We start from the raw sequence: 21,877 nt of genomic DNA, 5'->3' as shown, positions 1-21,877 counted from the left end.
AAGGGGGGCCTAGGTCGCCCTGATGGCCAGGGGTCCCAGGGGTGGTTGGCCCGCCTGAGGTGCTGGGTTGCTCCAGAAAGCCCGCCCCCAGCCGGGAGGAAGGAGGGCTTGCCCCTTTTGCAGGTGCCCCGGCCGCTTTGCCTCGGTGAGGGGCAGCTTGTTGACCTAGGGGCTTTTTGGGACCAGCCCCTCTTTCGGGGGCTCTTGCTGCTGGGCACCCTAGAAGGGGCCCAGCTCCAACAGATTCCAGAGGGCTTTTCGCTTTGGGCCTTGGGGGCGCTCGAGGTGGGGGCCACCCTGCCGTTTGGGCAGGTGGCCTGGCTTAGGGGCCCCGGCGGGCTGCTCACCAACCTGGTGGTCGTTCGGCCGAGGCAGGCCAGCCCTGCCCTTTGGGGCAAGGCCTGGTGCCTGCTGGAGGGGCACCTCATCGGCTTTGACCTGGGGGGGTTGGAGCCCTTCGACCTGGGGGTCAGGCTCAACCTGCCGGCGCTGACGGGGCTGGTCTTGGCGCTGAGCAAGGGGGGGCTGCGGGTTCTGGCCCTACCCGAGGCCCTTACGCTCGAGGACACCGCGGGGCAAACCCTTCCTGGCCGCATTCCCTTTGGGCTACCGGTTCGGCTGAGGTATGACGGGGAGCGCCTGGGGGAACTGGTCTTCATGGCATTTGAGGGGGTTCCGGAGCCTTCGGCCTTCCTTTGCTATCTGGGCGCGCTCCCCGAGCGGCGCCGAAAGCGCTTTTTGCTGATGGAGGAGGCCGACCTTGGTTTGGTCACGTTGGACGCGCACCTGCATCGCCTCTGCCTGCGCCCTTGTTCAGAGGGGGTCGTCCTTGCCCATCTTCCCGGCCACCTCTGTCTGTTTGGGGAACAAGGCCCCCTTTTTCCGGAGCGTCTGCTTCCCTTCGGGGGCTCGGTGGCCTTCTGGGAGGTGGACAGCAAGGCCTGCGTGGGCCTCCTGGATGTTTTGGAGCCCTAAAGGGTTTTCTGACCCTGGCTTGACAGGCACCACCGAAGATAGGACTCGGAGGTGAAAAACATGAAACGCAGAGACCTCATCAAAGCCGGGCTGGCCGCTGGAAGCCTGGCTGCCCTCTCCGCCCAGGCCCAAAGTGCCCAAGCCAACCAGCCGGGCATCCTGGTCCGGACCCGCAACCTGATCTTCTTCGCCTACGACGGGATGGGCTGGGAGGACTACGCCATCGCCCAGTTTTACTCGAGGCGGGTGCTGGGCAGGCCGCTGGCCCTAGAGCGCTTCCTGGCTACCGGGGTGAGCGGCCTGCAGAACACCAACAGCCTGACCAGCTTCGTCACCGAGTCCAGCGCGGCCGCCAATGCCTGGAGCACCGGGGTCAAGACCGTCAATGGGGGCCTGGCCATCCACATTGACGGGCGCAAACTGAGCCCCATCTTCGCCCTGGCCAAGCAGCAGGGCAAGGCGGTGGGGGTGGTGACCACCGCCACCGTGACCCACGCCACCCCAGCAGCCTTCCTGGTTTCCAACCCCGACCGCAACGCCGAAGAGGAGATTGCTCAGCAGTACCTGGAGTTCGGGGCCGAGGTGTACCTGGGGGGCGGCCAGCGCTTCTTTGACCCGGCGGTGCGCCGCGATAAAAAGGACTTGTACGCCGAGTTCGCCGCCAAGGGCTATGGGGTGGTCAGGACCCTGGCCGAGCTGCAGGCCTCCAACGCCTCCAAGCTGCTGGGTGTTTTTAGCAGCAGCCACGTGCCCTACGAGGCCGACCGTCGTTTCCAAGGCGTAAACGTGCCCAGCCTGGCCGAGATGACCCGCGCCGCCCTGCCGCGGCTGGCGGCCCATACCAAGGGTTTTGTGCTCCAGGTGGAGGCGGCCCGCATCGACCACGCCAACCACCTCAACGACCCCGCGGGCAGCCTGTGGGAAATCCTGGCCGCCGACGAGGCTTTGGAGGTGGTGATGAACTTTGTGGACCAGAACCCCGACACCCTCCTCGTCATCGGCTCGGACCACGTTTGTGGGGCCCCAGCGCTTTACGGTGCAGGGTCTTCCTACCGGGAGAGCAGCGCCGGGGTGCTTCAGCTCGAGGCCCAGAAGGGTACCTTTGAGTTCATGCTGGGCCGACTCGGCAACAACCCTAGCCCCGAGCAGGTGACCGAGCTCTTCCGTAGCGTCAAGGGCGTGGCCCTCAAGCCCGAGCAGGCCCAGGCGGTGGTCGATGCCATCACCAAGCGGGTCTATCTGCCCGACGGGGTGCGCTACGGGGTGCAGCCGGCCAACACCCTCTCCTGGGTGATGCGCCAGACCAACGCCAGCAAGCCCGACCTGCCCAACATTGGCTGGAACTCCGGCCAGCACACTGCCAGCCCCACCCTCTTCGGGGTCTACGGGCGCGGGGTGGGGGCGGTCCGGATTGGCCTGATCGACAACACCTACAACTTCACCCTGATGACCCGGGCCCTGGGCATCCGCTTCCAGAACCCGGTGATGAGCGAACAGGAGGCCTTGGAGGTGCTCAAGTCCCGCGCCGAGGTCCCCATCCTGCACCCAGAGGACGTGCTGGCCTAAGCCGGTTCCGCCTCGTCTGGGGCAGGGTTCGTGGGGGTGACAAAGGGGAAACGGGTAAGCGTACTTGGGGTGGGGGAGGCTCCCCCACTCGCTTTTTAGGAGGCCGGAATGAACCGGAGAGATGCGCACAAGGCCTTGCTCGCCGGGGCCATCGGTCTGGCGGTGGGGGCGCCCGCCCGGGCCCAGCCGCGCCCGGTGCGGGTGGTGGAGCTTGATCGGCTGGCCCAGGTGGGGGCCGAGGCCGGGTTCAGCTTTGCCGGGGAGCGGGCCTTTTTGCTGCGGGTGGCCCCGCCGGAGGCGCCCAGCCCCCGGGTGCAGCGCTTGGGGGGGGTCTATCTGGTGGCCTATAGCCGCACCTGCCCCCATGCGGGCTGCACGGTGCCCCTTCCAGACCAGCGGGGTCTCATAGAGTGCGGCTGCCATGGGAGCCGCTTCCGGCCCGACGGCAGCCTGCTGCAAGGGCCTGCGCCTACCGACCTGCGGGCCATCCGGCTCGAGCTGTGCGATGGGGTGGTCTGGGCAGTGGCCTGGCTGGAGGGGTAGCCCATTCAGCTAGGGAACCGCGGCCGGTACGCTAGACCGGTCTGCAGGGCCCGCCGTACCTCTTCCACCAGGTGGCCAATCTGAACCCCCGCCCAGACGCTGGGCAGGGCCTCTAGGTGGGCCAGGGCCTTCTGGTAGTTGCGCCAGCCTCCCTGGGGGTGGGTGCGGGCCTTGTGCAGGGCGGCGGCCAGCAGAATGATTCCCTGGGTCAGCTCCCGCTCCGGCCCGCTGAGTCTGCGCCAGAGGGGTTCTAGCGCCTCGTGTACCTCCCAAAAGCGGCCTTCTTTCCAGAAGGCGATGGCCTCCTGGTACTCGGGGGTTTCGAGCAGCTCCACTATAAAAAGTGTACCGGGTTTCCTTAGATACCGCTGCGGGTGCTAAAGTGGAAGCCTAGTGGGTCTTTGGGCCCGGTGAGGTAACAGACATGGCGAAACCCATTGAAGTGACCGATGCCAATTTTGACGCTGTCCTCAAGGAGAACCAGTTCGTGCTGGTGGACTTCTGGGCCGAGTGGTGCGGTCCTTGCCGGATGGTGGCCCCGGTGATGGAAGAACTGGCCAAGGAGTACGAGGGCAAGGTGACCGTGGCCAAGCTGGACGTGGACCAGAACCCCCAGGTGGCCATGAGGTACCGGGTGATGAGCATCCCCACCATCATTCTCTTCAAAGACGGCCAGCCGGTGGAGGTTATGGTGGGCGCGGCCCCTAAGAGCAACTTTGTGGCCCGGCTCAACAAACACGTTCCGGTGAGCGCATAGCCTCACCGCGGCCTTCTCCTCACCGCTGTGGGTGAGGAGTTATTCTCTTCTCCGTGGAAACCTATCACCTCAACATCAACGACCCAGCCTTCGTCTACGACCCCTACCCGAAGCTGGCCGAGCTTAGGGAGCGCCTGCCGGTTTTCTTTGACCCGGTTTGGAAAAAGATTTTCTTTCTGCGCTACGAAGACATTGCCACCCTGCTGCGGGACAAGCGGTTGGGGCGTTCCATCACCCACATCCTCTCCCGAGACGAGCTGGGCTGGCCTCCCCCCAACCCCCTGACCAAGGACTTTGACCACTTCCAGGAAAACCACATGCTGGACAACGAGCCGCCCAAGCACACCCGGCTCAAGGGCCTCATGTTGAAGGCTTTTACCCCCGCCCGGGTGGAGGGGCTGCGGGGGAGGATTGAGCGTCTTGTGCATGGCCTCATTGACCGCGCCGAGGATCAAGGGCGGATGGACCTGCTCAAGGACTACGCCGAACCCCTCCCGGTCACGGTGATCGCCGAGCTCTTAGGGGTCCCGGAGGAGGACCGGCACCTCTTGCGCCCCTGGTCGGCCAAGATTGTGAAGCTCTACGAGTTGGGCTACACCGAGGAGCAGGCCCGCGAGGCCAACCAGGCGGTGGTGGAGTTCTCCGCTTACATCCGGGCCTTGGCCGAGGAGCGGCGGAGGAGGCCCAAGGACGACCTGATATCGGCCTTGGTGGAGGTGGAGGAGCAAGGGGACCGCCTTACCCCGGATGAGCTGGTGGCCAACTGTATCCTGCTGCTGAACGCCGGTCATGAGGCCACCGTCAACGGCACGACCGCGGGGTTTTTGGCCCTTTCCCGCAACCCGGAGGCCTTGGAGCAGGTCAAGGAGGCCGCGGCTAGGGGCCAGCTCGAGTTCTTCAAGCTGGCGGTGGAGGAGCTCCTCCGCTACGACACCCCCTTGCCGATGTTTGAGCGGTGGGTGCTGGAGGACCTTGAGTACAAGGGGATTCCTCTCAAGCGGGGGCAGGAGGTGGCCTTGATGTACGCCTCGGGCAACCGCGACCCCCGCAAATTTGCCCTCCCCGACAAGCTCTGGCTAACCCGCCCAGAGAACCCGCACCTGACCTTTGGGCTGGGCATTCACTACTGCATAGGTGCACCCCTGGCCAGGCTCGAGCTGCAGACCTCCTTCCGCATCCTCTTCAAAAGGCTTCCCAACATCCACCTGGCCACCGACCGGGTGGAGTACACGGGGGGCTTCGTAATCCGAGGGCATAAGGCCATGCCGGTGGCCTGGTAGGGTTTAGGCTGTATCCTATGAAGCCGATTGCCCTAGACGCGATGGGGGGGGACCACGCTCCCAAGGTGACCGTGGAAGGCGCTCTGTTGGCCCAAAAGCAGGGGATTCCGGTGGTCCTGGTAGGGCCCACTGAGAGGCTCCAGCGGGAGCTGGCGGCCCAAGGGGGGCACCTGCCGGTGGTGGAAGCACCGGAGCACATCACCATGCAGGACCACGCCACCGATGTGCGCAAGAAGCGCCGGGCTTCCATCAACGTTTGCATGGAGCTGCTCAGAAGGGGTGAGGCCTCGGCGGTGGTCTCTATGGGGCACACTGGGGCCACCCTGGCCTCGGCCCTCTTTAACCTGGGGCGAATCCCCGGCGTGGACCGCCCCACCCTGCTCATTGAGCTGCCCAGCGAGAGGGGCCGCACCTACCTGGCCGACGGGGGGGCCAATGTGGACTGTCGCCCTGAGTGGCTGGTGCAGTTCGCGGCCATGGCCACCGCCTATGCCAGGGCCCAAGGGGTGGAGAACCCCAGCGTGGGGCTTCTCTCTATTGGAGAGGAAGAGGAGAAAGGCAACGACCTGACCCTGCGCGCCTTTCCCCTGCTAAAAAGCGCCGCTGGAATCAACTTCTATGGCAATGTGGAGGGGCGGGACATCTTCAAGGGCACCACCGATATTGTGGTCACCGATGGCTACACCGGCAATGTGGTGCTCAAGCTCTCGGAGGGCGAGGCCCGCACCCTCTTCGGGTGGATACGCCAGGCCCTGGCTGAAGGCCCCTGGCTAACCCGGCTGGGGGCCTTGCTGGTGCGCCCCGCTTTGCAGCGCTTGCGGGAGCGGATGGACCCGGCTGAGTATGGGGCCATGCCCCTCTTGGGGGTGGAGGGTGCGGTTTTTATTGGGCACGGTTCAGCCGATGGGCGGGCGGTTTTGAGCGCTTTGCGCAAAGCCGAGGCGAGCATTCAGGCGGGTTTGGTGGAGCGGGTTCGGGAGGGCATTGCCCGGTTGGAGGAGGTGCGCTGAGCCCCCTTGGGGGTCGGCAGACTGGATTAGAGGTTGTGTGATGGAGGAGACGGGACTTTGGCTTCGTTTGCTGGTCAGTGCAGCCCTTCTCGTCGTGGGGTTTTGGGTGGCCCGGGGAGGGGCGAGGTTTTTCGGTTGGCTGGCCCGCTTTACGCCAGATACCCGCGACGACCGCTACTGGCGGTTGCTGGGGGGGCTTTGGTGGGTGTTGGTGGGCCTGGCCGTGCTCTCGCTTTTGAGCCATGTCTGGCAGCTCTCCTTGGAGCCTTTTAGGGCCTGGGGGAGGACCCTGTTCGGTTGGCTGGGTGAGCGGGGCTTAGCTGTCCTGCTTATCCTAGGGGTTACCTCCTTGGCCTTGCGCCTGGTGCCGCGCCTATTGCAGCGCGTGCCGGTAGGCTCGGGTGAGTTTACCCGCGAGCAGGTGCGGGCCCAGACCCTCAAGAGCGTGCTCGAGTCGGTGCTGCAGGTTCTAATCGTGGTCCTGGGGGGCCTCCTGTTGCTTTCCAACCTGGGTCTGAACGTGACCGCGCTCCTGGCCGGGGCGGGTGTGGTGGGGCTTGGTATCTCCTTGGCCGCACAGAACCTGATCCGGGATGTCATAAACGGCTTTTTCATCCTGTTGGAGGACCAGTACGGGGTGGGGGATGTGATTACTGTGGGGCAGTTCGCCGGTGCGGTGGAGCGCTTTAATCTGCGCCTCACGGTGCTGCGCGACCTCGAGGGCCGGGTACACTTCATCCCCAACTCCACCATCCAGCAGGTTACGGTGATGAGCCGCGACTGGGCCCGGGCGGTGGTGGACGTTTCGGTGGCCTACGAGGCGCCAGTAGATAGGGCTTTGGAGGTGGTGCGGGAGGAGGCGCTGGCCTTCTACCACGACCCCGACTGGCGGCCCAAGTTTACCGACCAGCCCCCGGAGATGCTGGGGGTTCAGCAGCTCGCCGACTCGGGGGTGGTCATCCGGGTGATGTTCACCACCAAGCCCAAAGAGCAGTGGGCGGTGGGGCGGGAGTTCCGTCGGCGCATCAAACTGCGCCTGGATGCCGAGAGCATCCCAATTCCCTACCCCACCCGGCGGATTGTTCAGGGCTAGGCGGGCTGGCCCGTCCAGTGCAGCTCGAGCTGGGCCTCGAGGTGCCCCACCTCGAGGCCGCGCACATTCTTGAGCGCCGGCCTGCGCCAGGGAAGCGCCTCTTCGGGGGAGAGCGCCCCCAGCTCTTCCAACAGCCGCACCACCATCGGCTCCCGCGCCTCGTTGGAGCCGCTTTCCACCTTAAGGGCAACCCCGATGGGCCCCCAGCGGCTGCTGCGTAGGGCCATCCCGTAGTAGCCGTCGGCCCCGCGCTTGGCCACCAGACCAGGCACCTTTTGCATCAGCACAGTGTCAATGCTGCGGGGTCCGGCCACCCACTCTGGGTGCTGTCGCATGGCGGCAAACACGCCTTCTAGCCCTTCCCGGTACCGCGGGGGTGCGGCTTCGGGCTGGGCCAGCAGGGCGAACATGCGGGCTGCGGAGGCCAAAGGCAGGGCGAAGGTAGGCACGCTGCACCCGTCCACCGCGTGCGGAATCTGGGGGTGTCCGGAAAGCTCCCGTAGGGTTTGAAGGATGAGCTGTTGGACCGGGTGTTCTGGCTTTTCGTAGCCGTGGGGAGAGACCCCCAGGGCCAGGGCCGTGGCCAACATGCCGGCGTGTTTTCCCGAACAGTTGTTGTGGAGCGGGCTGGCCGCTTCACCCGAGCGCTGGAGGGCCCGGCGGGCCTCGGGGTCGAAGGGGAGGTGAACTCCACAGGCCAGGTGCTCAGGGCCCAGCCCAATTTTCTTCAGGTACTGCGCGGCCAGGGCCACATGTGCGGGCGTGCCGTCGTGGGAGGCGCAGCTCAGGGCGATTTCGGCGGGGGTGAGGCCAAAACGCTGCACAGCCCCGCTTAGGTAAAGGGCCAGGGCCTGGAAGGGTTTGGCTGTGGAGCGCAGGGGGGCTGTCCACTCGGGGGGGCCGCTGTGGGCCAGCAGGTGCCCTTGGGGCCCCACCACCGCGATGAAAACCCGGTGGCGGTTCTCCAGAAGACCACCTCGGTAGACACAAGTGTACGCACTCATCGTGCACAGCCTATTGCCTGGGCGGGGCCTTGCCTAGCTCCTAAGCTCTCCTATGCCCTTCCTCCAGTGGCTTTTGGCCTCCTGGAGGGCTTTGGCTAGGTCCATCTCCTTTTTCCGCAGGTAGCCGCTGGGAAGGTGGCCTCCTTGGCTTGCGAACTGCCGGAGGTAGACCAGGGTGAGGTGCAGGTCGCCTACCTGTCCAAAACTCTCCTGGAGCGACTTGACGGCTCGGCTTTCCTGCCCCAGCCACTCCAAGGCGTACCGCAAGCGGCGCAGGGCCCGCCGGAGGGCGTGAAGGACATCAAAGCGCTCTTCCTGGGACCATAGGGCTGCGCGGCGCTCTACTTGGGCGAAAAAGCGGCCTAGCCTGGGTTCGGCGTCGGCTATGCCCAACGGGGGGAGGAGGGATAAGGCCTGCAAGAGGCCTTCCAGCCGTTTTGATTCCAACACCGGAAGGAGCTTTTCTCTGGCGGTGTTCAGCCTGCTTTGGGCCCACTCCCGGAAAGCCTGGGGAAACTCCGTCTGGAGCAGCACCTCGAGGTCCCGCACCTCTCCAGCAGAACGCACCAGCCAGGCCAGGTCGTCGTCTAGGGTCCGCATCCCGGCCAGGCGAAGCCAGACCCGAAGCCGCCGACCCGCTACCCGTACCTGGTGCACCCCCTCAGGGTCTTGTCCAGCGCGGGCGATGGGTAGGTGCTGGCGCAGGTGCTGCAGCCAGGGGTTCAGGGGTACGGACCGCATGGCCCTAACCTACAGGGGGCTGAGCTAGCTTTCCAAGAGGCGGGAGAGGGCCTCGGCCAACCGGGTACGGGGCTTTTCCTCGTGTCCGCAGTTCACCTCATTGCGGTTGGCCCCGCAGACCGGGCAGAGCCCTTTGCAGTCTTCCCTGCAAAGGGCGGTGTAGGGCAGCTCGAGGGCAAAGGCTTCGCCGAGGATGAGGCTTAGATCCAGGCTAGGGTGGCCAAAGAGCAGGACCTCTTCCTCTTCCTCAACCAGAAGAGGCTGGGCAAGCCCCGGCGTGTAGCGCAGCATGGTCTGAAAGTGCGCCCGAACGGGTACCGGGGTGGGGCTTAGGCAGCGGCGGCACTCCATGACCGCGTACCCGGCGATCTCTCCTGAAAGCCAGAACTCCTGCCCCCCCTCACCCTCCAAGCGGGTTACGCTCACCCTCCACTTGGCCGGGGTGTGTAGGGGTATCTCGCCGCCCTCCAGAGGCACAGCCCCCAGAAGCTCGCCGTGGGCCTGAAGGCCGCCGCCTTCCCGCAGCAGCCGGGAGAGGTTGATGCTTGGTAGGTAGCTTGGGTTCATCTCTGACCTATGCGAAAGGCATTAGCCCTTTATGTTACGCCTCCATCGCCCTTGGGTCAAGCAGAAAGGCCGCGGCTCAAGCCGCGGCCTCTTCGGGGTTTGGTGGGTTTAGCGGATGCGGTTTAGGTTGAGCCTGACCTGGAGGGTCCGACCGGCCTCTACCCGTACCTCCCGCACCTCGGCGCGGAAGCCAGGAGCGAGGGCCACGAGTTGGAAGGTGCTGGGCTCGAGCTCGTCCAGCCGCAAAAAGCCCCCGCGGCTCTGCCCCGCCTCTCGCCCGTCTAGAAAGATGCGGGCCTCTGTGTTGGTGTAGATTTCCAAGGAGCCCCGCAGGGGCTGTAGATTGGCGTTGACGGGAAGGGTCTGGCCGCTGCCCACCCTGAGCGCAGTCCGGAAGGGTTGGTAGCCCGTAAGGCGCAGCTCGAGCTCATACGAGCCCGGGGCTAGGCTCAGGTTGAGCGGTGTGTAGCCCACCGGCCGTCCGTTCAGCAGCACCTGGGCCCCTTGGGGGTTGGAGCCCACCTGCAGCAGGCCGTTTTGCACCACTGGAACTAGGTTGGCGTTCAGGCTGGTGGTCTCGCCGGGGCGAATTTGCACCGAGGTGCGGAAGCTTTGGTGGCCCGAGAGCCGCAGCTCCACCTCCACCCGGCCCGGCCGCAGGGCTAGGCTCAGGGGGGTTTGGCCCACCAGCCGGCCCTCTACCAGCACCTGGGCTCCGGCTGGGACGGAACCCACGCTCAGGGTGCCGGTGGCCGGTTGAACGGGTGGAGTGGGGCTTACCGGGGCTCGCCCCACGATGAAGAAGGCTGTGTCGCTCACCCAATCTTGCTCGGGCAGCGGGCTGACCACGATGGAGAGGGCTCGCGCCAGGTTGTCGGCTCCCCGCAGGTTTACGCGGCCGCTTTGGATGTCGGCGATCTGGGCTAAGGAGAGGGGCTGGCGGCTGGCCACGGCCAGCACCCGGTCCTGCCCTTCCGGGCCGGTTACCTCGAGGGTGTAGCGGGCCCCGCTGCTTGGGGGGTAGGTGCGGATCTCGCCCGCCCGGAGGAAATTGTTTTGGTCAAGGGGGTTGGGTAGGATTAGACTTACTTCTCCGGTGGACCTCACGCTGAAGATATAGACGTGGGCGTCCTGGTTTACCTGAACCGAAACCTGGATGCGCTCACCAATCTGGTAGACGGGGTTACCGGTCTTGGCTGGGTCTTTGTTTACCCAGACCCGCACCTGCAGGTCGGTGGGCACCGGGTTGATGATGATTTGCTGGGGGCTCAGCTCTGGCGCAGCCAAGGCGGCGCCCGCAAGCAGGCCTAGCGTGGTGAGAAGGGCTTGTTTCATTGCCTACCTCCACCCCTAGCGTAGGGCAGGCCTCCTAATGGGGATGAGAGCGGTTTTAGCCCGTATTAACCTGAGAGTTCAGCGATTTTTTAGATGCCGGGCCGGCAGAGGGCTGTTGCGTTGGACAAATGCGCCGACCTATGCTATAACTAGCAGGTATGTCTCAACCTAGCTTGAGACAGCCCGCCTGCGCATAAGATCGCCCGAAAGCTAACCCAGACCCTCTGGGCGGGGGTTCTGCGCAGGTAAAGGTCAGCGGAGAGGAAGCAGGCGAATGGAAGAGCAAGCAACCCAGACCCCAGTGGAAACTGGAAACGAGCCCCAGGTTTTTAGCATGGAACAGGCCCTGCAAGATGCAGAGGCCCGGCTCGAGAAGACCGTCCAGCGCGGCCAGATTGTCACCGGAACGGTGGTCTTCGTGACCAACGATGGCGTGATGGTAGACATCGGCACGCGCACCGAGGCCATCATCCCCCTCAATCAGCTTACTGAGGAGAACCTGAGCGAGGAGGAGCTCAAAAACCTCCTCAAGCCTGGCGACACGGTAACCGCCTATGTGGTGCGGGCCGACCTGGAGAACGGCCAGATTGTGCTTTCCAAAAAGCGGGCGGAGGCCGACCAGAGCTGGGTCAAGATTCAGGCCCTCTACGAGCGGGGCGAGCCGGTGGTGGTCCAGGTCAAGGAGAAGGTCAAAGGCGGTCTGGTCGCGACCCTCGAGGGCATCCGCGCCTTCCTCCCGGCTAGCCAGGTGGACCTCAAGCGTGCCCCGGAGCTCGACGAGTACGTAGGCCAGAGCTTTCCGGTAAAAATCATTGAGCTCAACCGCAAGAAGGGCCGGGTTATCCTTTCCCGGCGGGTGGTGCTGGAGAGCGAGCTGAAGGCGGCTCGAGCCCGGGTGCTCTCCAGCCTCAAGGAAGGGGACATCGTAGAGGGCCAGGTGGTTGAGGTGACCGACTTCGGCGTCTTCGTGGCGCTGGGCGGGGTAGACGGCCTGGTGCACCGCAGCGAGATCACTTGGGGCCGTTTCAGCCATCCCCGTGAGGTGGTGCAGAAGGGGCAGACCGTAAGGGCCAAGGTGCTCTCGGTGGACACCGAGCGGGAGCGGGTCAACCTCTCTATGAAGGCCCTCAGTGAGGACCCTTGGCTCACCGTGGCCGAGCGCTACCCCATCGGCTCCCGGGTGACCGGCAAGGTGGTGGGGCTAACCCAGTTTGGGGCCTTTGTGGAGGTTGAGCCGGGGCTTGAGGGGCTGATTCACATCTCCGAGCTCTCCTGGACCAAGCGGCCCAAGCACCCCAGCGAGGTGTTGCAGGAGGGGCAGGTGGTTGAGGCCCAGGTGCTGCGGATTGACCCCGCCGAGCGGCGGCTCTCGCTGGGCTTGAAGCAGACCCAGCCCGATCCCTGGAGGAGCCTGCCTGACCGCTACCCACCGGGCACTCCCGTCAAAGGAAAGGTTACCGGGATCACCGACTTTGGGGTTTTTGTAGAGATTGAGCCGGGTATCGAGGGGCTTATCCACATTTCCGAGCTGGCCCACGAGCGGGTGGAGAAGCCCTCCGAGCTGTTCAAAAAAGGCGACGAGCTTGAAGCGGCCATCCTCCAGATTGACCCCGTGGAGCAGCGCATCAGCCTCTCCCGCAAGCGTTTGCTCCCTCCGCCGGTGCAGGCCCTTTCCTCCGACGAGGAGGGCGAAGGGCGGAAGCGGCGCGAGGGCAAGGGGGCCAAGCGCAAGAGCAAGGGGGCTCCTCGCGAGGGGCGCGCCCGCGAGCGTGACCTGGACTATGGGGTGGCCGCTGCTTACACCAACTACGACCCCAGCGTGGTGGCACCATCCACTACCAACGTGAAGCTGGGCGATGTCTTCGGAGACCTGCTGAGCCAGCTCGCCCTAGAGGAGGACAAGAAGGAAAAAGCCCAGTGAGCTTTTCGTGAGGCCCCTCACCCTGTGGGTGAGGGGCCTCTTTTTTTGGGGGTACACAAGCCTGCCCGAGGGGTTTAGACTCAGGGCTAGGCATTCGGAGGAAGCCATGACCCAAGCCCCATCCAAAAACCAAGCCCTTATGGAACGCCGGAACAAGATAGTCCCCCGCGGGGTTTCGCAGGTACACCCGATTGCGGTGGCTCGAGCCCAGGGGGGAAAGGTCTGGGATGTGGACGGCAAGGAGTACCTGGACTGGTTCGGCGGGATAGGGGTTCAGAACGTGGGCCACAACCACCCCAAGGTGGTGGCGGCGGTGGAGAAGCAGCTACGGCTTTACATGCACACCTGCTTTCCCGCGGTGGCCTACGAGCCTTATGTGGAGCTGGCCGAGCGCTTGTGCGCTACCGCTCCTATACCCGGAGACAAGAAGGCCTTTTTCCTGAACACGGGGGTAGAGGCCACTGAGAACGCGATAAAAATCGCTCGAGCCTACACCAACCGCCCGGGGGTAATTGCCTTCCGGGGGAGCTTCCACGGGCGCACCCTGTTGGGCATGACCCTTACTGGAAAGGCCGCCCCCTACCGGCAGAACTTCGGCCCTTTCGCACCAGAGGTCTACCACGCCCCTTACCCGGACGAGTACCGGGGCGTTGACACCCGCAAGGCCTTGGATGGGCTTCACGAGGTGTTTGAGACCCAGATTCAGCCCGAACGGGTGGCGGCCATCATCATCGAGCCCCAGCTCGGCGAGGGAGGGTTTGTGCCAGCGCCCAAGCCTTTTCTAAAGGCCCTGCGGAGCCTCACCCAGAAGCACGGGATTGTTTTCATAGACGATGAGGTCCAGACCGGCATCGGCCGCACCGGTAAGTTTTGGGCCATTGAGCACGCTGGGGTGGAGCCCGATCTAATTTGCTTTGCCAAGAGCATCGGCGGGGGTCTGCCCATCGGAGGGGTACTCGGCAAGGCTGAGATTATGGACGCACCAACCCTAGGCGGTTTGGGCAGTACCTTTGGGGGCAACCCGCTGGCCTGTGCTGCCGCGCTGGCGGTGCTGGAGGTGTTTGAGCAGGAAAACCTGTTGGAAAAGGCCCAAAGACTCGGGGAACTGCTGCACCAGGGCTTTCGCAGGATTCAGGCCAACTTTCCCCAGGTAGTGGGGGATGTGCGGGGGTTGGGGCCCATGATCGCTATGGAACTGGTCAAGGACCCGGCCTCCAAAAGCCCCGACCCCCAGCTTACCCACCGTTTGCTGGAGGCGGCCCGCGAGAGGGGGCTGCTCCTGTTCAAGGCCGGGATGCACGCTAACGTGATACGCTGTCTGGTGCCTTTGGTGGTCTCCGAAGAAGAGGTGGAGAGGGGGCTGGAGATTCTAGAGGCGAGCCTCGAGCAAGCCCTGAAGGCCGAATAGGGACCGCCTGGAGGCCTCACCCCACCAGGTAGAGCACTTCGCTGATGGCCTGAAGGTACTCTTCAGGCCGCAGCCCCTTTTTATGGATGCGGAACCCCGGCGGGTACTGGGTGGTTTCTGCCCGGAAGGGCAGGTTGCGCAGAGCTTTGGCGTCGTAGTCTATGCCGGGCTGGGCAAAGGCGATCTGCAGGTACATCAGGTCCTCGGTGATGGAGACTACCCCCCGGGCTTCGGCCAGGAGGCGCAGCCGGGTGAGGGCCAAGAAGTTTTCCACCTCCAGCGGGGCGGGGCCGTAGCGCTCCTTTAGCTCCTTGGCCAGGCGGGAGAGCTGGGCCAGGTTTTTGCACTCGGCTAGGCGGCCGTAGTAACGGCTGCGGGCAGCGGGGCTTGGAATGTACTCTGGGGTCAGGCGGGCCGATAGCTGCAGGTCAAGGGTGACGTGCCGCTCGGGTTCAACGCTCTCGCCCTTGAGCTTGCGGATGGCCTCGCTCAGAAGTTCGGTGTAAATTTCCAGACTCACCGCCCGGATGTGACCGTGCTGCTCGGGGCCCAGCAGGTTCCCTACCCCCCGGATTTCCATGTCCTTTTCAGCTAGTAGGTGGCCCGAGCCCAGGTCGGAAAGGTCGGCGATGGCCGAGAGGCGGCGTTCGGCGCCTTCAGTGAGCCGCAGCGGGTGGAAGAGGTAGGCCCAGGCTTCTTGATCACGCCGACCCACCCGCCCCCGAAGCTGGTAGAGGGCGGCCAGCCCCAGCTTGTCGGCCCTTTCAATGAGGATGGTGTTGGCCTCGGGGATGTCCAGCCCGCTTTCAATGATGGTGGTGGCCAGGAGCACGTCGAAGGCCCCTTCGGAAAAGGCCAGCATGGTCTCCTCCACCTCGGCCTCGGTCATCTGGCCATGGACCACCCCAATCCGGGCCTCGGGGACCAGGGCCTCCAGGTAGCTGCGCCGGGCCAGGATGGTGGCCACCCGGTCGTGGACATAGAAGGCTTTGCCGCCCCGCTCGAGCTCGTCCATAATCCCCTGCCGGACCAAGGCCGGGTCGTAAGGGGCCAGCACGGTGCGGATGGGTTTGCGGCCTGGGGGTGGGGTCTGGATGCTGCTGAGGTCGCGTAGCCCCACCAGGGCGCTGTAGAGGCTGCGGGGGATGGGGGTGGCTGAGAGGTAGAGGGTGTCCACGGCCTCCTTTAGCTCGCGGATGCGCTCCTTTTGGGCCACGCCGAAGCGATGCTCTTCGTCTACCACCAAAAGGCCCAGGTCCTTGAAGCGCACATCGGGGGAGAGCAGCCGGTGGGTTCCAATCACGATGTCTACCCTGCCCTCAGCGAGCCCCCTAAGGATCTCTCGCTCCTCCCGCTCAGAGGTGAAGCGCGACAGGGCGGCCACCCTCACCGGTAGGCCGGCCAGCCGCTTTTGGAAGGTTGCTCGGTGCTGCTCGGCCAGGAGGGTGGTGGGCACCAGCAGGGCTACTTGGGCCCCGTGCCCCACCACCCGGAAAGCCGCCCGCAGGGCCACCTCGGTCTTGCCGAAGCCCACATCGCCGGAGATCAGGCGGTCCATAGGGCGGGGGGCCTCGAGGTCGCGCAGGGTCTCCTCGAGGGCCTTTTTCTGGTCGGGGGTTAGCTCAAAGGGAAAGTTCTCCTCAACCAAGGGGTCCCACTCCGCCAGCGGCCCGAAGGAACGCCCCGGCGTGGCCTCGCGCTTGGCATGTAGCACCAAGAGGCGCTGGGCCAGCTCTTCGGCATCCTTAGCCGCCTTTTCCCGCCGTTTTTTCCACTCTCCTTTGCCCAAGGAGGAAAGCGCCGGTGGGTCGTCGGTGGTGCCGGGGTGGCGCTTCAGAAGAGGGAGCTGCTCTACGGGCAGGTACATGCGGGCCTCCCCTGCATAGCGCAGCACCAGGTAGTCCCGCCGCACCCCCAGCACCTCCCGGGTCTCCAACCCCAGGTACTGGCCGATGCCGTGCTCGGGGTGGATTAGGTAGTCGCCGGCTGCGAGGGCCCCGGGATCGGCCTCCTCCCCGCTGAGCACCCGCCGGTTGCGCAGCACCTCTCCTCCGCCGAAGGCGTAGAGGTGGGCCTCGCTTAGGTAAACGGTCTGGTTCTCCTCGTCTAGGAAGGCCCCTTCAAAAGGGCCGGGGACCAGGGTAAGGATGCCCGGGCGGGGCTCAAGCGTGGCCATGCTGCGGGTGGGCAGCCCCTCGAGCTTTTGCAGCAGGTAACCCCGGCTCTTTTGGTGGCGGTAAAAAAAGACCGCTGCGTACCCCTTCGCCAGCCAACCGCGTAGGTCCTCTACAAACTGCGAGACGCGGGCCCGGTAGGGGGGCAGGGGGCGGATGGGCAGGTGCAAGGGGGGAAGCTCGGGGCCGCCCAGGCCGAAGCTAACCTGGGCTCGCCCGGCGATGAGGGGCCACAGCTCGGCGGGGGCCAGCGAGGGGGTGTCCAGGAAGACCGTGCCTGGGAAGTGGAGAATCTTTAGGGAGGTCCATCCCTCTGCCTTGCCGGGCTTTGCGGTGAGCACATGGCGGGCCTGGGGAAGGTCCTCGAGCCAAATTCCCTCCAGCTCGTCGCCGAAGAACTCCAAGCGCAGCCTGCCCACCTCCAGCCGGTCCCCCCACACCTCAAAGTCTTCCCCCCGGGCGTAGCCCATACGGGCCAGGTTCTCCAGGAGCTGGTCGCGCAGGTAGCGCCGGCCTGGTTCCAGAACCAGCCGCCACTCCTCGGGTCGTTCAGGGAAGGGGGCCAGGGCCTCCGGGTAGGCCATCACCACCACCTGGGCCGCTTGGTAGGCCTCCAGGCCGGGGTTTACGTAAACCCCAAGCCCTAAGCCCGACATGCTGGCGTAAAGGGGCAGCCGCTCGGGAGGGCAGAGCAGCACCCGGGGGCCCCTGGCCCGGGCGAACAACAGTGCCCGAGCCACCTGGGGCAGGCCGGGCAGGTAGCGGTTTTGAATTTCGGACTCGGTGTGCGTCATACCAGAACCCAAGGGCCCTCGGAGGCCCAAGGTCTAAGTCTACACACGGGCCGGCCCGGGGTGGGTTACCCTTGAGCCACTTTTTCCTCCTGCCAGGGCTCGAGCACCACCTGGGTTTCAATCTGGGCGTTGAGGCTGGCCGAAACCGAGCAGTACTTGGTGTGGGAAAGCTCCACAGCCCGCTCCAGGGCCTCGCGGGTTACGCCTGGCCCTGAGGCGTAGTGGGTGACCACAATCCTGGTGTAGCGCCTGGGATGCTCCTCGGCCCGTTCGCCCACCACCTCCACCCGGTAGCGGGCCAGCGGCTGGCGCTTTTTCTCCATGATGTCCACCACGTCGTAGGCGGTGCAGCCGGCCAGGGCGGCCAGCAGCAGCTCCATGGGGCGCATCCCGGTAGCGGGTTGGTCGCCGTCCACCATTACCTTATCGCCCTGCTCGTTGATGCCTAAGAAGCGGTGCCCGCTCAGGCGGTGCAGCACAACCTTTTTGGTCGCCATAGGCCTCCTCTAGGCTTGATGATACCCTACCCTGGCCCTGCACCGAATGTAAGCCTAAAGACAGGCGCTTTTTTCTGGCCGGGCCGATAATTGAAACATGTATAGCCTGGAGGGTAAAGTCTACATTCTCACCGGGGGAGGTGGGGCCGTCGCCGGGGCCATCGCGGAGTCCTTTGCTCGAGCCGGGGCCCGGTTGGCCTTCGCCGACGCCTATGAGCAGCCCAGCCTCGAGCGGGCCCAGCGCTACGGGGGGCGGGCTTTTGTGGTCAACCTCACCCACTACCCCGATGCGGAGCACCTGGTGCGCCAGGTCAAGGCCCAGATGGGCCGGGTGGATGGCCTTATCCACACCGTGGGGGGGTTTGCCTACGCGCCCGTCAAGGACACCGACCCCGGGCTTTACGACCGGATGTTTGACCTGAATGTGCGCACCCTCTTCTACGCCACGCGGGCGGTTCTGCCAGAGCTCCTCGAGCAAAAAGACGGCTTCATCGCCGGGATAGCCGCAGCGGCGGCCTGGAGTGGGGTGGGGCCAGGGGTGGCGCTGTACGCGGCGGCCAAGGCTGCGGTGGCCACCTACCTGCGCTCGCTGGACGCGGAGCTGGGGGGAACCGCCATCCGGGTGGCGGTGGTCTACCCCATGGGGGCGGTGGATACCCCGGCCAACCGCAAGGAGATGCCCGAGGCCGACCCCATGGCCTGGGTGGACCCGGCAGAGATTGGGGAGAGCCTGGTCTACGCGGCCAGCCGCAGCCCCCGGGGCCGGGTGCTGGAACTGCAGATATTTCCCCCACGATGAGCCCCTGGATTGCTTGATAATGCAAAGCGCTTTATAATAAAAGCAAACCTCGCGGTCATCGCCTTTAGAGAAGGGGGGATACTATGGAGGCTCTCTTCTGGCTCGGAAGAATCCTTCTGGGTGGTTTCTTCGTTCTGAACGGTATCAATCACTTTGTCCAAGCCAAGCAGATGATTCCCTACGCCAGCAGCAAGGGGGTGCCCGCACCGGCTCTGGCGGTCTATGGGACCGGGTTGATGCTGCTGGTCGGGGGGCTTTCCATCCTGACAGGTTGGTACCTGTCGCTGGGCCTGTGGCTGCTGGTGGTGTTCTTGCTCTTCGTGACCCCCTGGATGCACAACTTCTGGGCGGTGAAAGAGCCTATGCAGCGCATGGGCGAGATGGTCAACTTTATGAAGAACACCGCCCTTTTAGGGGCTGTTTTGATGCTCCTCTACCTCTGGAAGTAGGCGCTTTGTCCTGGTTTTCCAACGCCCCTGGCTGGGTTGCCCTGGGGCGCTTTTTGCCTTAGGGTGGGGCCATGGACGTGAGCGCCTACGTGGAGGCGGTGGGGTATCTGGGCATTTTCGCCACGGTATTCGTTGAAACTGGGCTTCTGGTGGGATTTTTTCTACCCGGAGACTCGCTTTTGATCGCGGTGGGGCTTCTGGCCGCAGCCAAGAAGATGCAGTTGCCCTTGGCGCTGTTGGCCCTTTTGCTGGGCTCGGTCTTGGGCAACAACCTGGGCTACTACCTGGGGCGCCGGTGGGGGCCGCCGCTTTTGCGCAGGGCCCGGCTCAAGCCTGAGGACCTCGAGCGCACCCGGCGCTTTATGGCCCGCTTTGGGCCGGCTTCCTTGCTGATTGGCCCTTATGTGCCGGTCTTCCGGGCGGTGGTGCCTTTCCTTTGCGGCACGGTGCGGATGCCCTGGCCGCGTTTTTTTGTGTTAAGCCTCCTGGGCAGCCTCCTTTGGACCCAGGGCCTTACCCTCTTGGCCTACTACGTGGGCTCCAGGATTCCCCACCTGGAGAGGTATATCTACCTGATTCTGATGGCAGGGGTGGGTTTTGCGGTGCTGCTCGCGGCCTGGCGGGCCCACCGGGCGGGCCGCCTGCGCTGGCCCGGCCGCTCACCGGTTAAGTAGGGGCTTCCACTTCCTCGACCAGCTCGAGCAGCACCCCCGACCAGCGGGGGTGGATGAAGGCTACCCGGTGCCCCCCGAAGCCCGGCCGGGGAAGGGGGTCAATAAGCGGGGCACCGGCTTCGGCCAGCCGGCGCAGCTCAGCCTGCAGGTCCGGGGTGACCAGGGCAATGTGGTGCAGGCCGGGTCCGCGCCGTTGTATGAACCGGGCAACGGCAGAGTCGGGGCGGGTGGCCTTGAGCAGCTCGAGCCGGCTCTGCTCGCTCCTGAGCATCCAGACCTCTACCCCTTGCTGCTCTACCCGCCCTTGGGCCTCCAGGTGGTACCCCAGGTGCAGGTAGGGGGCTGCGGCCTGCTCCAGGTCTTCCACGGCAATTCCGATATGGTGGACTCGCATGAACTTAGGCTACTCTTCTACGGGGATGAAGGCCAGAGCCACCAGGCGTTCCTGGAAGTTGCCGCTAATTGTGCTGCTGCGCAGGGCGGCGCTGGTCAGGCTGGCGAAGTTCAGGGTTAGGTCAATCACCGTGAGGGTAGGGGCGTTCTGCTGGGCTAGGTAGAGGAACTGGTCTTGGGCCGCCACGCCGCTGCGGTAGGCAATGCTGCGGGAGAGAACGCTTTCTGGGGCGAGCTGAAAGCCGCCGTCAAAGCGGGCCAACCCCGTGCCCAGAACGAAGATGGGCGGGGCCCCACGGGCAAAGTCCCGGGCGGCTAGGTTGCTGTTTGGGTTGAACGAGGGTCCGCTGGTGGCCTCCAGGTTCCAGGCCAGAAGGGTGGTGTCGGTGGTGGTGCTGTCGTTGTCGTCAAGCAGGCCCAGCGCCAGGTTGCTCGTGTAAATCAGGTCGGTGGGGAAGGCCCCGCTCCGGGCAAAGGTGCGCTCCAGATAGGGGTTGACGAAGTCGTAGCGGCCCATCTGGCTGGGGGTCAGGTAGAGAAGCTGATCGCCCGGGCCTAGGGCAAGGCGGGCTGGGACGTCTAGGCGCACCAGGTTGGGCTCGAGGAAGTCGATCGGGTCAGGCAGGGCGGTGGCGTTGTAGGGAATCCGCCAGGCCTGGTAGTTCCCAATAGGGCGGCTGGGCTCGGAGGGCGGACAGACCAGGAGCAGGTGGCTCTGCCCGGCCCGCAGGTACCCCTGGCTGCAACCGCTGGGAAGGGCCTGGTCAAAGCCGTCCAGGGTAGGGGAGCCGACGCTGCTGGTGCGCAGCAGGCCGGTGTTGTAGCGCCGCAGGCGGTTGGAGGTGAGCACCCAGAGCTGGTCGTTGCCCCCTTCCAAGCTCCGGCGGTAAAGGAAGTCCACCAAAGGCTCGTCCAGGGGCCAGCTTCCGACCAGTCGGGGGCTTTCGCCGACGCCGGGCTGGAGGGTGCGGCTCAGGTAGAAGCGAACCTCCGAGGCCTGGCTGCTTTGGTTGACCACCCCTACCGCCAAAAGGGCCCGGATGGGTTCCTCGCTGCTGCCGGTGCAGGCCGTCAAGACCATGCCAAGGAAGACGAGGAGGAGTTTTTTCCCCATCAGCGGCCTCCGGGAAGGGGGAGCCGGAGGTTGCCCGGCAGGGTGATGCCGCTTTGGTTGAAGAGAAACTCGGCGGCGCTGCCCCCCAGGGCAAAGGAGAAGCGCATCTCCTGCTTGGAGGTGTCCATGCTGGCCTTGAAGGCCCAGCAACAGCGGTCCACCACCAGCTCAAAGCGGGGCCGGAGGAGGGTGCCCTCCAGATTGGGCAGGAAGAACTCCCGTCCTCCCTCGGGGGCGTTCCAGACAATGCGGTAGAAAAGGCGGGTTTTCTCTTGTCCCATAAAGCTAAAGGTAGGGCCAAACTCCCTAAGGGTGAGCCTAAAACGGCCGCTGGTGTCGGAGAGCCGCTCGAGGCTCAAAAAGCCCTGCAGCGAGAGCCCTGGGGGGTCTTCCGGGCGCAGGGGGGCTGGCCAGACCTCCCACTCCCCATTGAAGCGCAAGAACCTTAAGAAAGCCTGGGTGTCCTCCTCCGGGGTGAGGGGGTTTTCCGGTTCTGGGAAGTGGAACTCCGCCGAAACCTCGTTGATGAAGAGGTCGGGCTCCCGCACCGCGGCCCGCAGGGTGAGCCGAGGGTTGCGCAGCAGACCCTGCTGATACCCCCAGAGCAGGTCGGCCTGGAACTGGTCGGCGCTGTAGAGGTAGCCCAGCCGGAAACGGCTCTCGCTGCCGCCTGCGAAGCCGATGGTGTGGGCAAGGGCAAAGGTGTGCAGCCCTAGGGTGAGCTGGGCTAGGCCGTCCAGCAGGGCTGGGGTAGGGGTGGGGCTGGGGTTGGTGTAGGAGGGC

General features: G+C 65.0%; 21 protein-coding genes and 1 pseudogene. 12 read left to right on the top strand and 10 right to left on the bottom strand.

Annotated features, from left to right (window positions below):
- Positions 1 to 108 precede the first annotated feature (108 nt).
- The 3 genes from Mlute_RS06185 (at position 109) to Mlute_RS06175 (ending at position 3,084) form a co-directional block, all read left to right on the top strand.
- On the top strand, positions 109 to 975 hold the full coding sequence (locus Mlute_RS06185; protein WP_147371039.1) for a hypothetical protein: 867 nt from the start codon (positions 109 to 111) through the stop codon (positions 973 to 975).
- A gap of 60 nt (positions 976 to 1,035) precedes the next feature.
- Entirely contained in the window at positions 1,036 to 2,541 is a 1,506-nt protein-coding gene (locus Mlute_RS06180) for an alkaline phosphatase (protein ID WP_119359875.1), read from the top strand.
- A 108-nt stretch (positions 2,542 to 2,649) separates the two neighbouring features.
- Complete coding sequence (locus tag Mlute_RS06175; protein WP_119359869.1) at positions 2,650 to 3,084, top strand: QcrA and Rieske domain-containing protein; 435 nt, start codon at positions 2,650 to 2,652, stop codon at positions 3,082 to 3,084.
- Positions 3,085 to 3,089: 5 nt separating this feature from the next.
- On the opposite strand, the gene Mlute_RS06170 is transcribed toward Mlute_RS06175, so the two are convergent.
- Positions 3,090 to 3,419: a DUF309 domain-containing protein gene (locus Mlute_RS06170; RefSeq protein WP_119359868.1), complete on the bottom strand. Its 330-nt coding sequence runs from the start codon at positions 3,417 to 3,419 to the stop codon at positions 3,090 to 3,092.
- An 89-nt stretch (positions 3,420 to 3,508) separates the two neighbouring features.
- Here Mlute_RS06170 and trxA point away from each other — a divergent pair, with 89 nt between their 5' ends.
- Genes trxA through Mlute_RS06150 form a run of 4 tightly spaced genes read left to right on the top strand, consistent with a single transcriptional unit; the run spans position 3,509 to position 7,224 of the window.
- A complete protein-coding gene (trxA, locus tag Mlute_RS06165) occupies positions 3,509 to 3,841 on the top strand; it encodes a thioredoxin (protein WP_119359867.1) in 333 nt (110 codons plus the stop codon).
- A 53-nt stretch (positions 3,842 to 3,894) separates the two neighbouring features.
- Positions 3,895 to 5,121: a cytochrome P450 gene (locus Mlute_RS06160; protein ID WP_119359866.1), complete on the top strand. Its 1,227-nt coding sequence runs from the start codon at positions 3,895 to 3,897 to the stop codon at positions 5,119 to 5,121.
- Between the two features lie 17 nt (positions 5,122 to 5,138).
- Positions 5,139 to 6,131 (top strand): phosphate acyltransferase PlsX, encoded by a 993-nt coding sequence (plsX, locus tag Mlute_RS06155; RefSeq protein ID WP_119359865.1) that lies wholly within the window; start codon positions 5,139 to 5,141, stop codon positions 6,129 to 6,131.
- A 40-nt stretch (positions 6,132 to 6,171) separates the two neighbouring features.
- Positions 6,172 to 7,224 (top strand): mechanosensitive ion channel family protein, encoded by a 1,053-nt coding sequence (locus Mlute_RS06150; protein WP_119359864.1) that lies wholly within the window; start codon positions 6,172 to 6,174, stop codon positions 7,222 to 7,224.
- Here the strand turns inward: Mlute_RS06150 and Mlute_RS06145 are convergent.
- From Mlute_RS06145 to Mlute_RS06130, 4 genes are all read right to left on the bottom strand, one after another.
- A complete protein-coding gene (locus Mlute_RS06145) occupies positions 7,221 to 8,228 on the bottom strand; it encodes an asparaginase (RefSeq protein ID WP_119359863.1) in 1,008 nt (335 codons plus the stop codon). The two genes, Mlute_RS06150 and Mlute_RS06145, sit on opposite strands and share 4 nt — an antisense overlap.
- Before the next feature lie 33 nt (positions 8,229 to 8,261).
- On the bottom strand, positions 8,262 to 8,969 hold the full coding sequence (locus tag Mlute_RS06140) for a CHAD domain-containing protein (RefSeq protein ID WP_119359862.1): 708 nt from the start codon (positions 8,967 to 8,969) through the stop codon (positions 8,262 to 8,264).
- Positions 8,970 to 8,993: 24 nt separating this feature from the next.
- Positions 8,994 to 9,536, bottom strand: a complete 543-nt coding sequence (locus tag Mlute_RS06135; RefSeq protein ID WP_119359861.1) for a YceD family protein — start codon at positions 9,534 to 9,536, stop codon at positions 8,994 to 8,996.
- A 108-nt stretch (positions 9,537 to 9,644) separates the two neighbouring features.
- A complete protein-coding gene (locus tag Mlute_RS06130; protein ID WP_119359860.1) occupies positions 9,645 to 10,871 on the bottom strand; it encodes a PEGA domain-containing protein in 1,227 nt (408 codons plus the stop codon).
- Positions 10,872 to 11,145: 274 nt separating this feature from the next.
- Between Mlute_RS06130 and Mlute_RS06125 the strand changes: the two genes are divergently transcribed.
- Both Mlute_RS06125 and gabT read left to right on the top strand, forming a co-directional pair.
- On the top strand, positions 11,146 to 12,792 hold the full coding sequence (locus Mlute_RS06125; protein ID WP_119359859.1) for a 30S ribosomal protein S1: 1,647 nt from the start codon (positions 11,146 to 11,148) through the stop codon (positions 12,790 to 12,792).
- A gap of 106 nt (positions 12,793 to 12,898) precedes the next feature.
- Positions 12,899 to 14,200 (top strand): 4-aminobutyrate--2-oxoglutarate transaminase, encoded by a 1,302-nt coding sequence (gabT, locus tag Mlute_RS06120; protein ID WP_119359858.1) that lies wholly within the window; start codon positions 12,899 to 12,901, stop codon positions 14,198 to 14,200.
- Between the two features lie 16 nt (positions 14,201 to 14,216).
- Here the strand turns inward: gabT and mfd are convergent, their stop codons facing one another.
- Positions 14,217 to 17,168 carry a transcription-repair coupling factor gene (gene mfd, locus Mlute_RS06115; RefSeq protein ID WP_119359857.1) on the bottom strand — a complete coding sequence of 984 codons (2,952 nt, stop codon included), beginning with the start codon at positions 17,166 to 17,168 and terminating at the stop codon, positions 14,217 to 14,219.
- A gap of 65 nt (positions 17,169 to 17,233) precedes the next feature.
- Positions 17,234 to 17,665: an OsmC family protein gene (locus tag Mlute_RS06110; protein WP_119359856.1), complete on the bottom strand. Its 432-nt coding sequence runs from the start codon at positions 17,663 to 17,665 to the stop codon at positions 17,234 to 17,236.
- A gap of 97 nt (positions 17,666 to 17,762) precedes the next feature.
- Here Mlute_RS06110 and Mlute_RS06105 point away from each other — a divergent pair, with 97 nt between their 5' ends.
- The 3 genes from Mlute_RS06105 to Mlute_RS06095 all read left to right on the top strand — a co-directional run bounded on the left by Mlute_RS06105 (position 17,763) and on the right by Mlute_RS06095 (position 19,587).
- Positions 17,763 to 18,464 carry an SDR family oxidoreductase gene (locus tag Mlute_RS06105; protein WP_119359855.1) on the top strand — a complete coding sequence of 234 codons (702 nt, stop codon included), beginning with the start codon at positions 17,763 to 17,765 and terminating at the stop codon, positions 18,462 to 18,464.
- A gap of 83 nt (positions 18,465 to 18,547) precedes the next feature.
- Complete coding sequence (locus Mlute_RS06100) at positions 18,548 to 18,913, top strand: DoxX family protein (RefSeq protein ID WP_119359854.1); 366 nt, start codon at positions 18,548 to 18,550, stop codon at positions 18,911 to 18,913.
- A 71-nt stretch (positions 18,914 to 18,984) separates the two neighbouring features.
- Positions 18,985 to 19,587 carry a DedA family protein gene (locus tag Mlute_RS06095; protein WP_119359853.1) on the top strand — a complete coding sequence of 201 codons (603 nt, stop codon included), beginning with the start codon at positions 18,985 to 18,987 and terminating at the stop codon, positions 19,585 to 19,587.
- On the opposite strand, the gene mce is transcribed toward Mlute_RS06095, so the two are convergent.
- The 3 genes and pseudogenes from mce to Mlute_RS06080 all read right to left on the bottom strand — a co-directional run.
- Complete coding sequence (gene mce / locus Mlute_RS06090; protein ID WP_119359852.1) at positions 19,580 to 19,981, bottom strand: methylmalonyl-CoA epimerase; 402 nt, start codon at positions 19,979 to 19,981, stop codon at positions 19,580 to 19,582. The genes Mlute_RS06095 and mce overlap by 8 nt on opposite strands.
- Before the next feature lie 9 nt (positions 19,982 to 19,990).
- On the bottom strand, positions 19,991 to 21,094 hold the full coding sequence (locus tag Mlute_RS06085; RefSeq protein WP_119359851.1) for a hypothetical protein: 1,104 nt from the start codon (positions 21,092 to 21,094) through the stop codon (positions 19,991 to 19,993).
- A pseudogene (locus Mlute_RS06080) lies at positions 21,094 to 21,877 on the bottom strand (LPS-assembly protein LptD); the annotation flags it as partial. The gene Mlute_RS06085 and the pseudogene Mlute_RS06080, both read right to left, overlap by 1 nt.

Origin of the sequence: Meiothermus luteus, from assembly GCF_003574085.1 — a bacterium.
In the GTDB taxonomy this organism is placed as follows: Bacteria; Deinococcota; Deinococci; order Deinococcales; family Thermaceae; genus Meiothermus; species Meiothermus luteus.
The sequence above is the reverse complement of the archived record's forward strand: the minus strand, read 5'-3'. Positions and strand labels throughout refer to the sequence as shown.

Coding starts and splice junctions, on each gene's coding strand:
- plsX (WP_119359865.1), top strand. CDS start 5,139: ATGAAGCCGATTGCCCTAGACGCGATGGGGGGGGACCACGCTCCCAAG.
- Mlute_RS06135 (WP_119359861.1), bottom strand. CDS start 9,536: ATGAACCCAAGCTACCTACCAAGCATCAACCTCTCCCGGCTGCTGCGG.
- Mlute_RS06100 (WP_119359854.1), top strand. CDS start 18,548: ATGGAGGCTCTCTTCTGGCTCGGAAGAATCCTTCTGGGTGGTTTCTTC.
- Mlute_RS06150 (WP_119359864.1), top strand. CDS start 6,172: ATGGAGGAGACGGGACTTTGGCTTCGTTTGCTGGTCAGTGCAGCCCTT.
- Mlute_RS06095 (WP_119359853.1), top strand. CDS start 18,985: ATGGACGTGAGCGCCTACGTGGAGGCGGTGGGGTATCTGGGCATTTTC.
- Mlute_RS06180 (WP_119359875.1), top strand. CDS start 1,036: ATGAAACGCAGAGACCTCATCAAAGCCGGGCTGGCCGCTGGAAGCCTG.
- mfd (WP_119359857.1), bottom strand. CDS start 17,168: ATGACGCACACCGAGTCCGAAATTCAAAACCGCTACCTGCCCGGCCTG.
- Mlute_RS06110 (WP_119359856.1), bottom strand. CDS start 17,665: ATGGCGACCAAAAAGGTTGTGCTGCACCGCCTGAGCGGGCACCGCTTC.
- trxA (WP_119359867.1), top strand. CDS start 3,509: ATGGCGAAACCCATTGAAGTGACCGATGCCAATTTTGACGCTGTCCTC.
- Mlute_RS06085 (WP_119359851.1), bottom strand. CDS start 21,094: ATGGGGAAAAAACTCCTCCTCGTCTTCCTTGGCATGGTCTTGACGGCC.
- Mlute_RS06145 (WP_119359863.1), bottom strand. CDS start 8,228: ATGAGTGCGTACACTTGTGTCTACCGAGGTGGTCTTCTGGAGAACCGC.
- Mlute_RS06125 (WP_119359859.1), top strand. CDS start 11,146: ATGGAAGAGCAAGCAACCCAGACCCCAGTGGAAACTGGAAACGAGCCC.
- Mlute_RS06130 (WP_119359860.1), bottom strand. CDS start 10,871: ATGAAACAAGCCCTTCTCACCACGCTAGGCCTGCTTGCGGGCGCCGCC.
- gabT (WP_119359858.1), top strand. CDS start 12,899: ATGACCCAAGCCCCATCCAAAAACCAAGCCCTTATGGAACGCCGGAAC.
- mce (WP_119359852.1), bottom strand. CDS start 19,981: ATGCGAGTCCACCATATCGGAATTGCCGTGGAAGACCTGGAGCAGGCC.
- Mlute_RS06140 (WP_119359862.1), bottom strand. CDS start 8,969: ATGCGGTCCGTACCCCTGAACCCCTGGCTGCAGCACCTGCGCCAGCAC.
- Mlute_RS06105 (WP_119359855.1), top strand. CDS start 17,763: ATGTATAGCCTGGAGGGTAAAGTCTACATTCTCACCGGGGGAGGTGGG.
- Mlute_RS06175 (WP_119359869.1), top strand. CDS start 2,650: ATGAACCGGAGAGATGCGCACAAGGCCTTGCTCGCCGGGGCCATCGGT.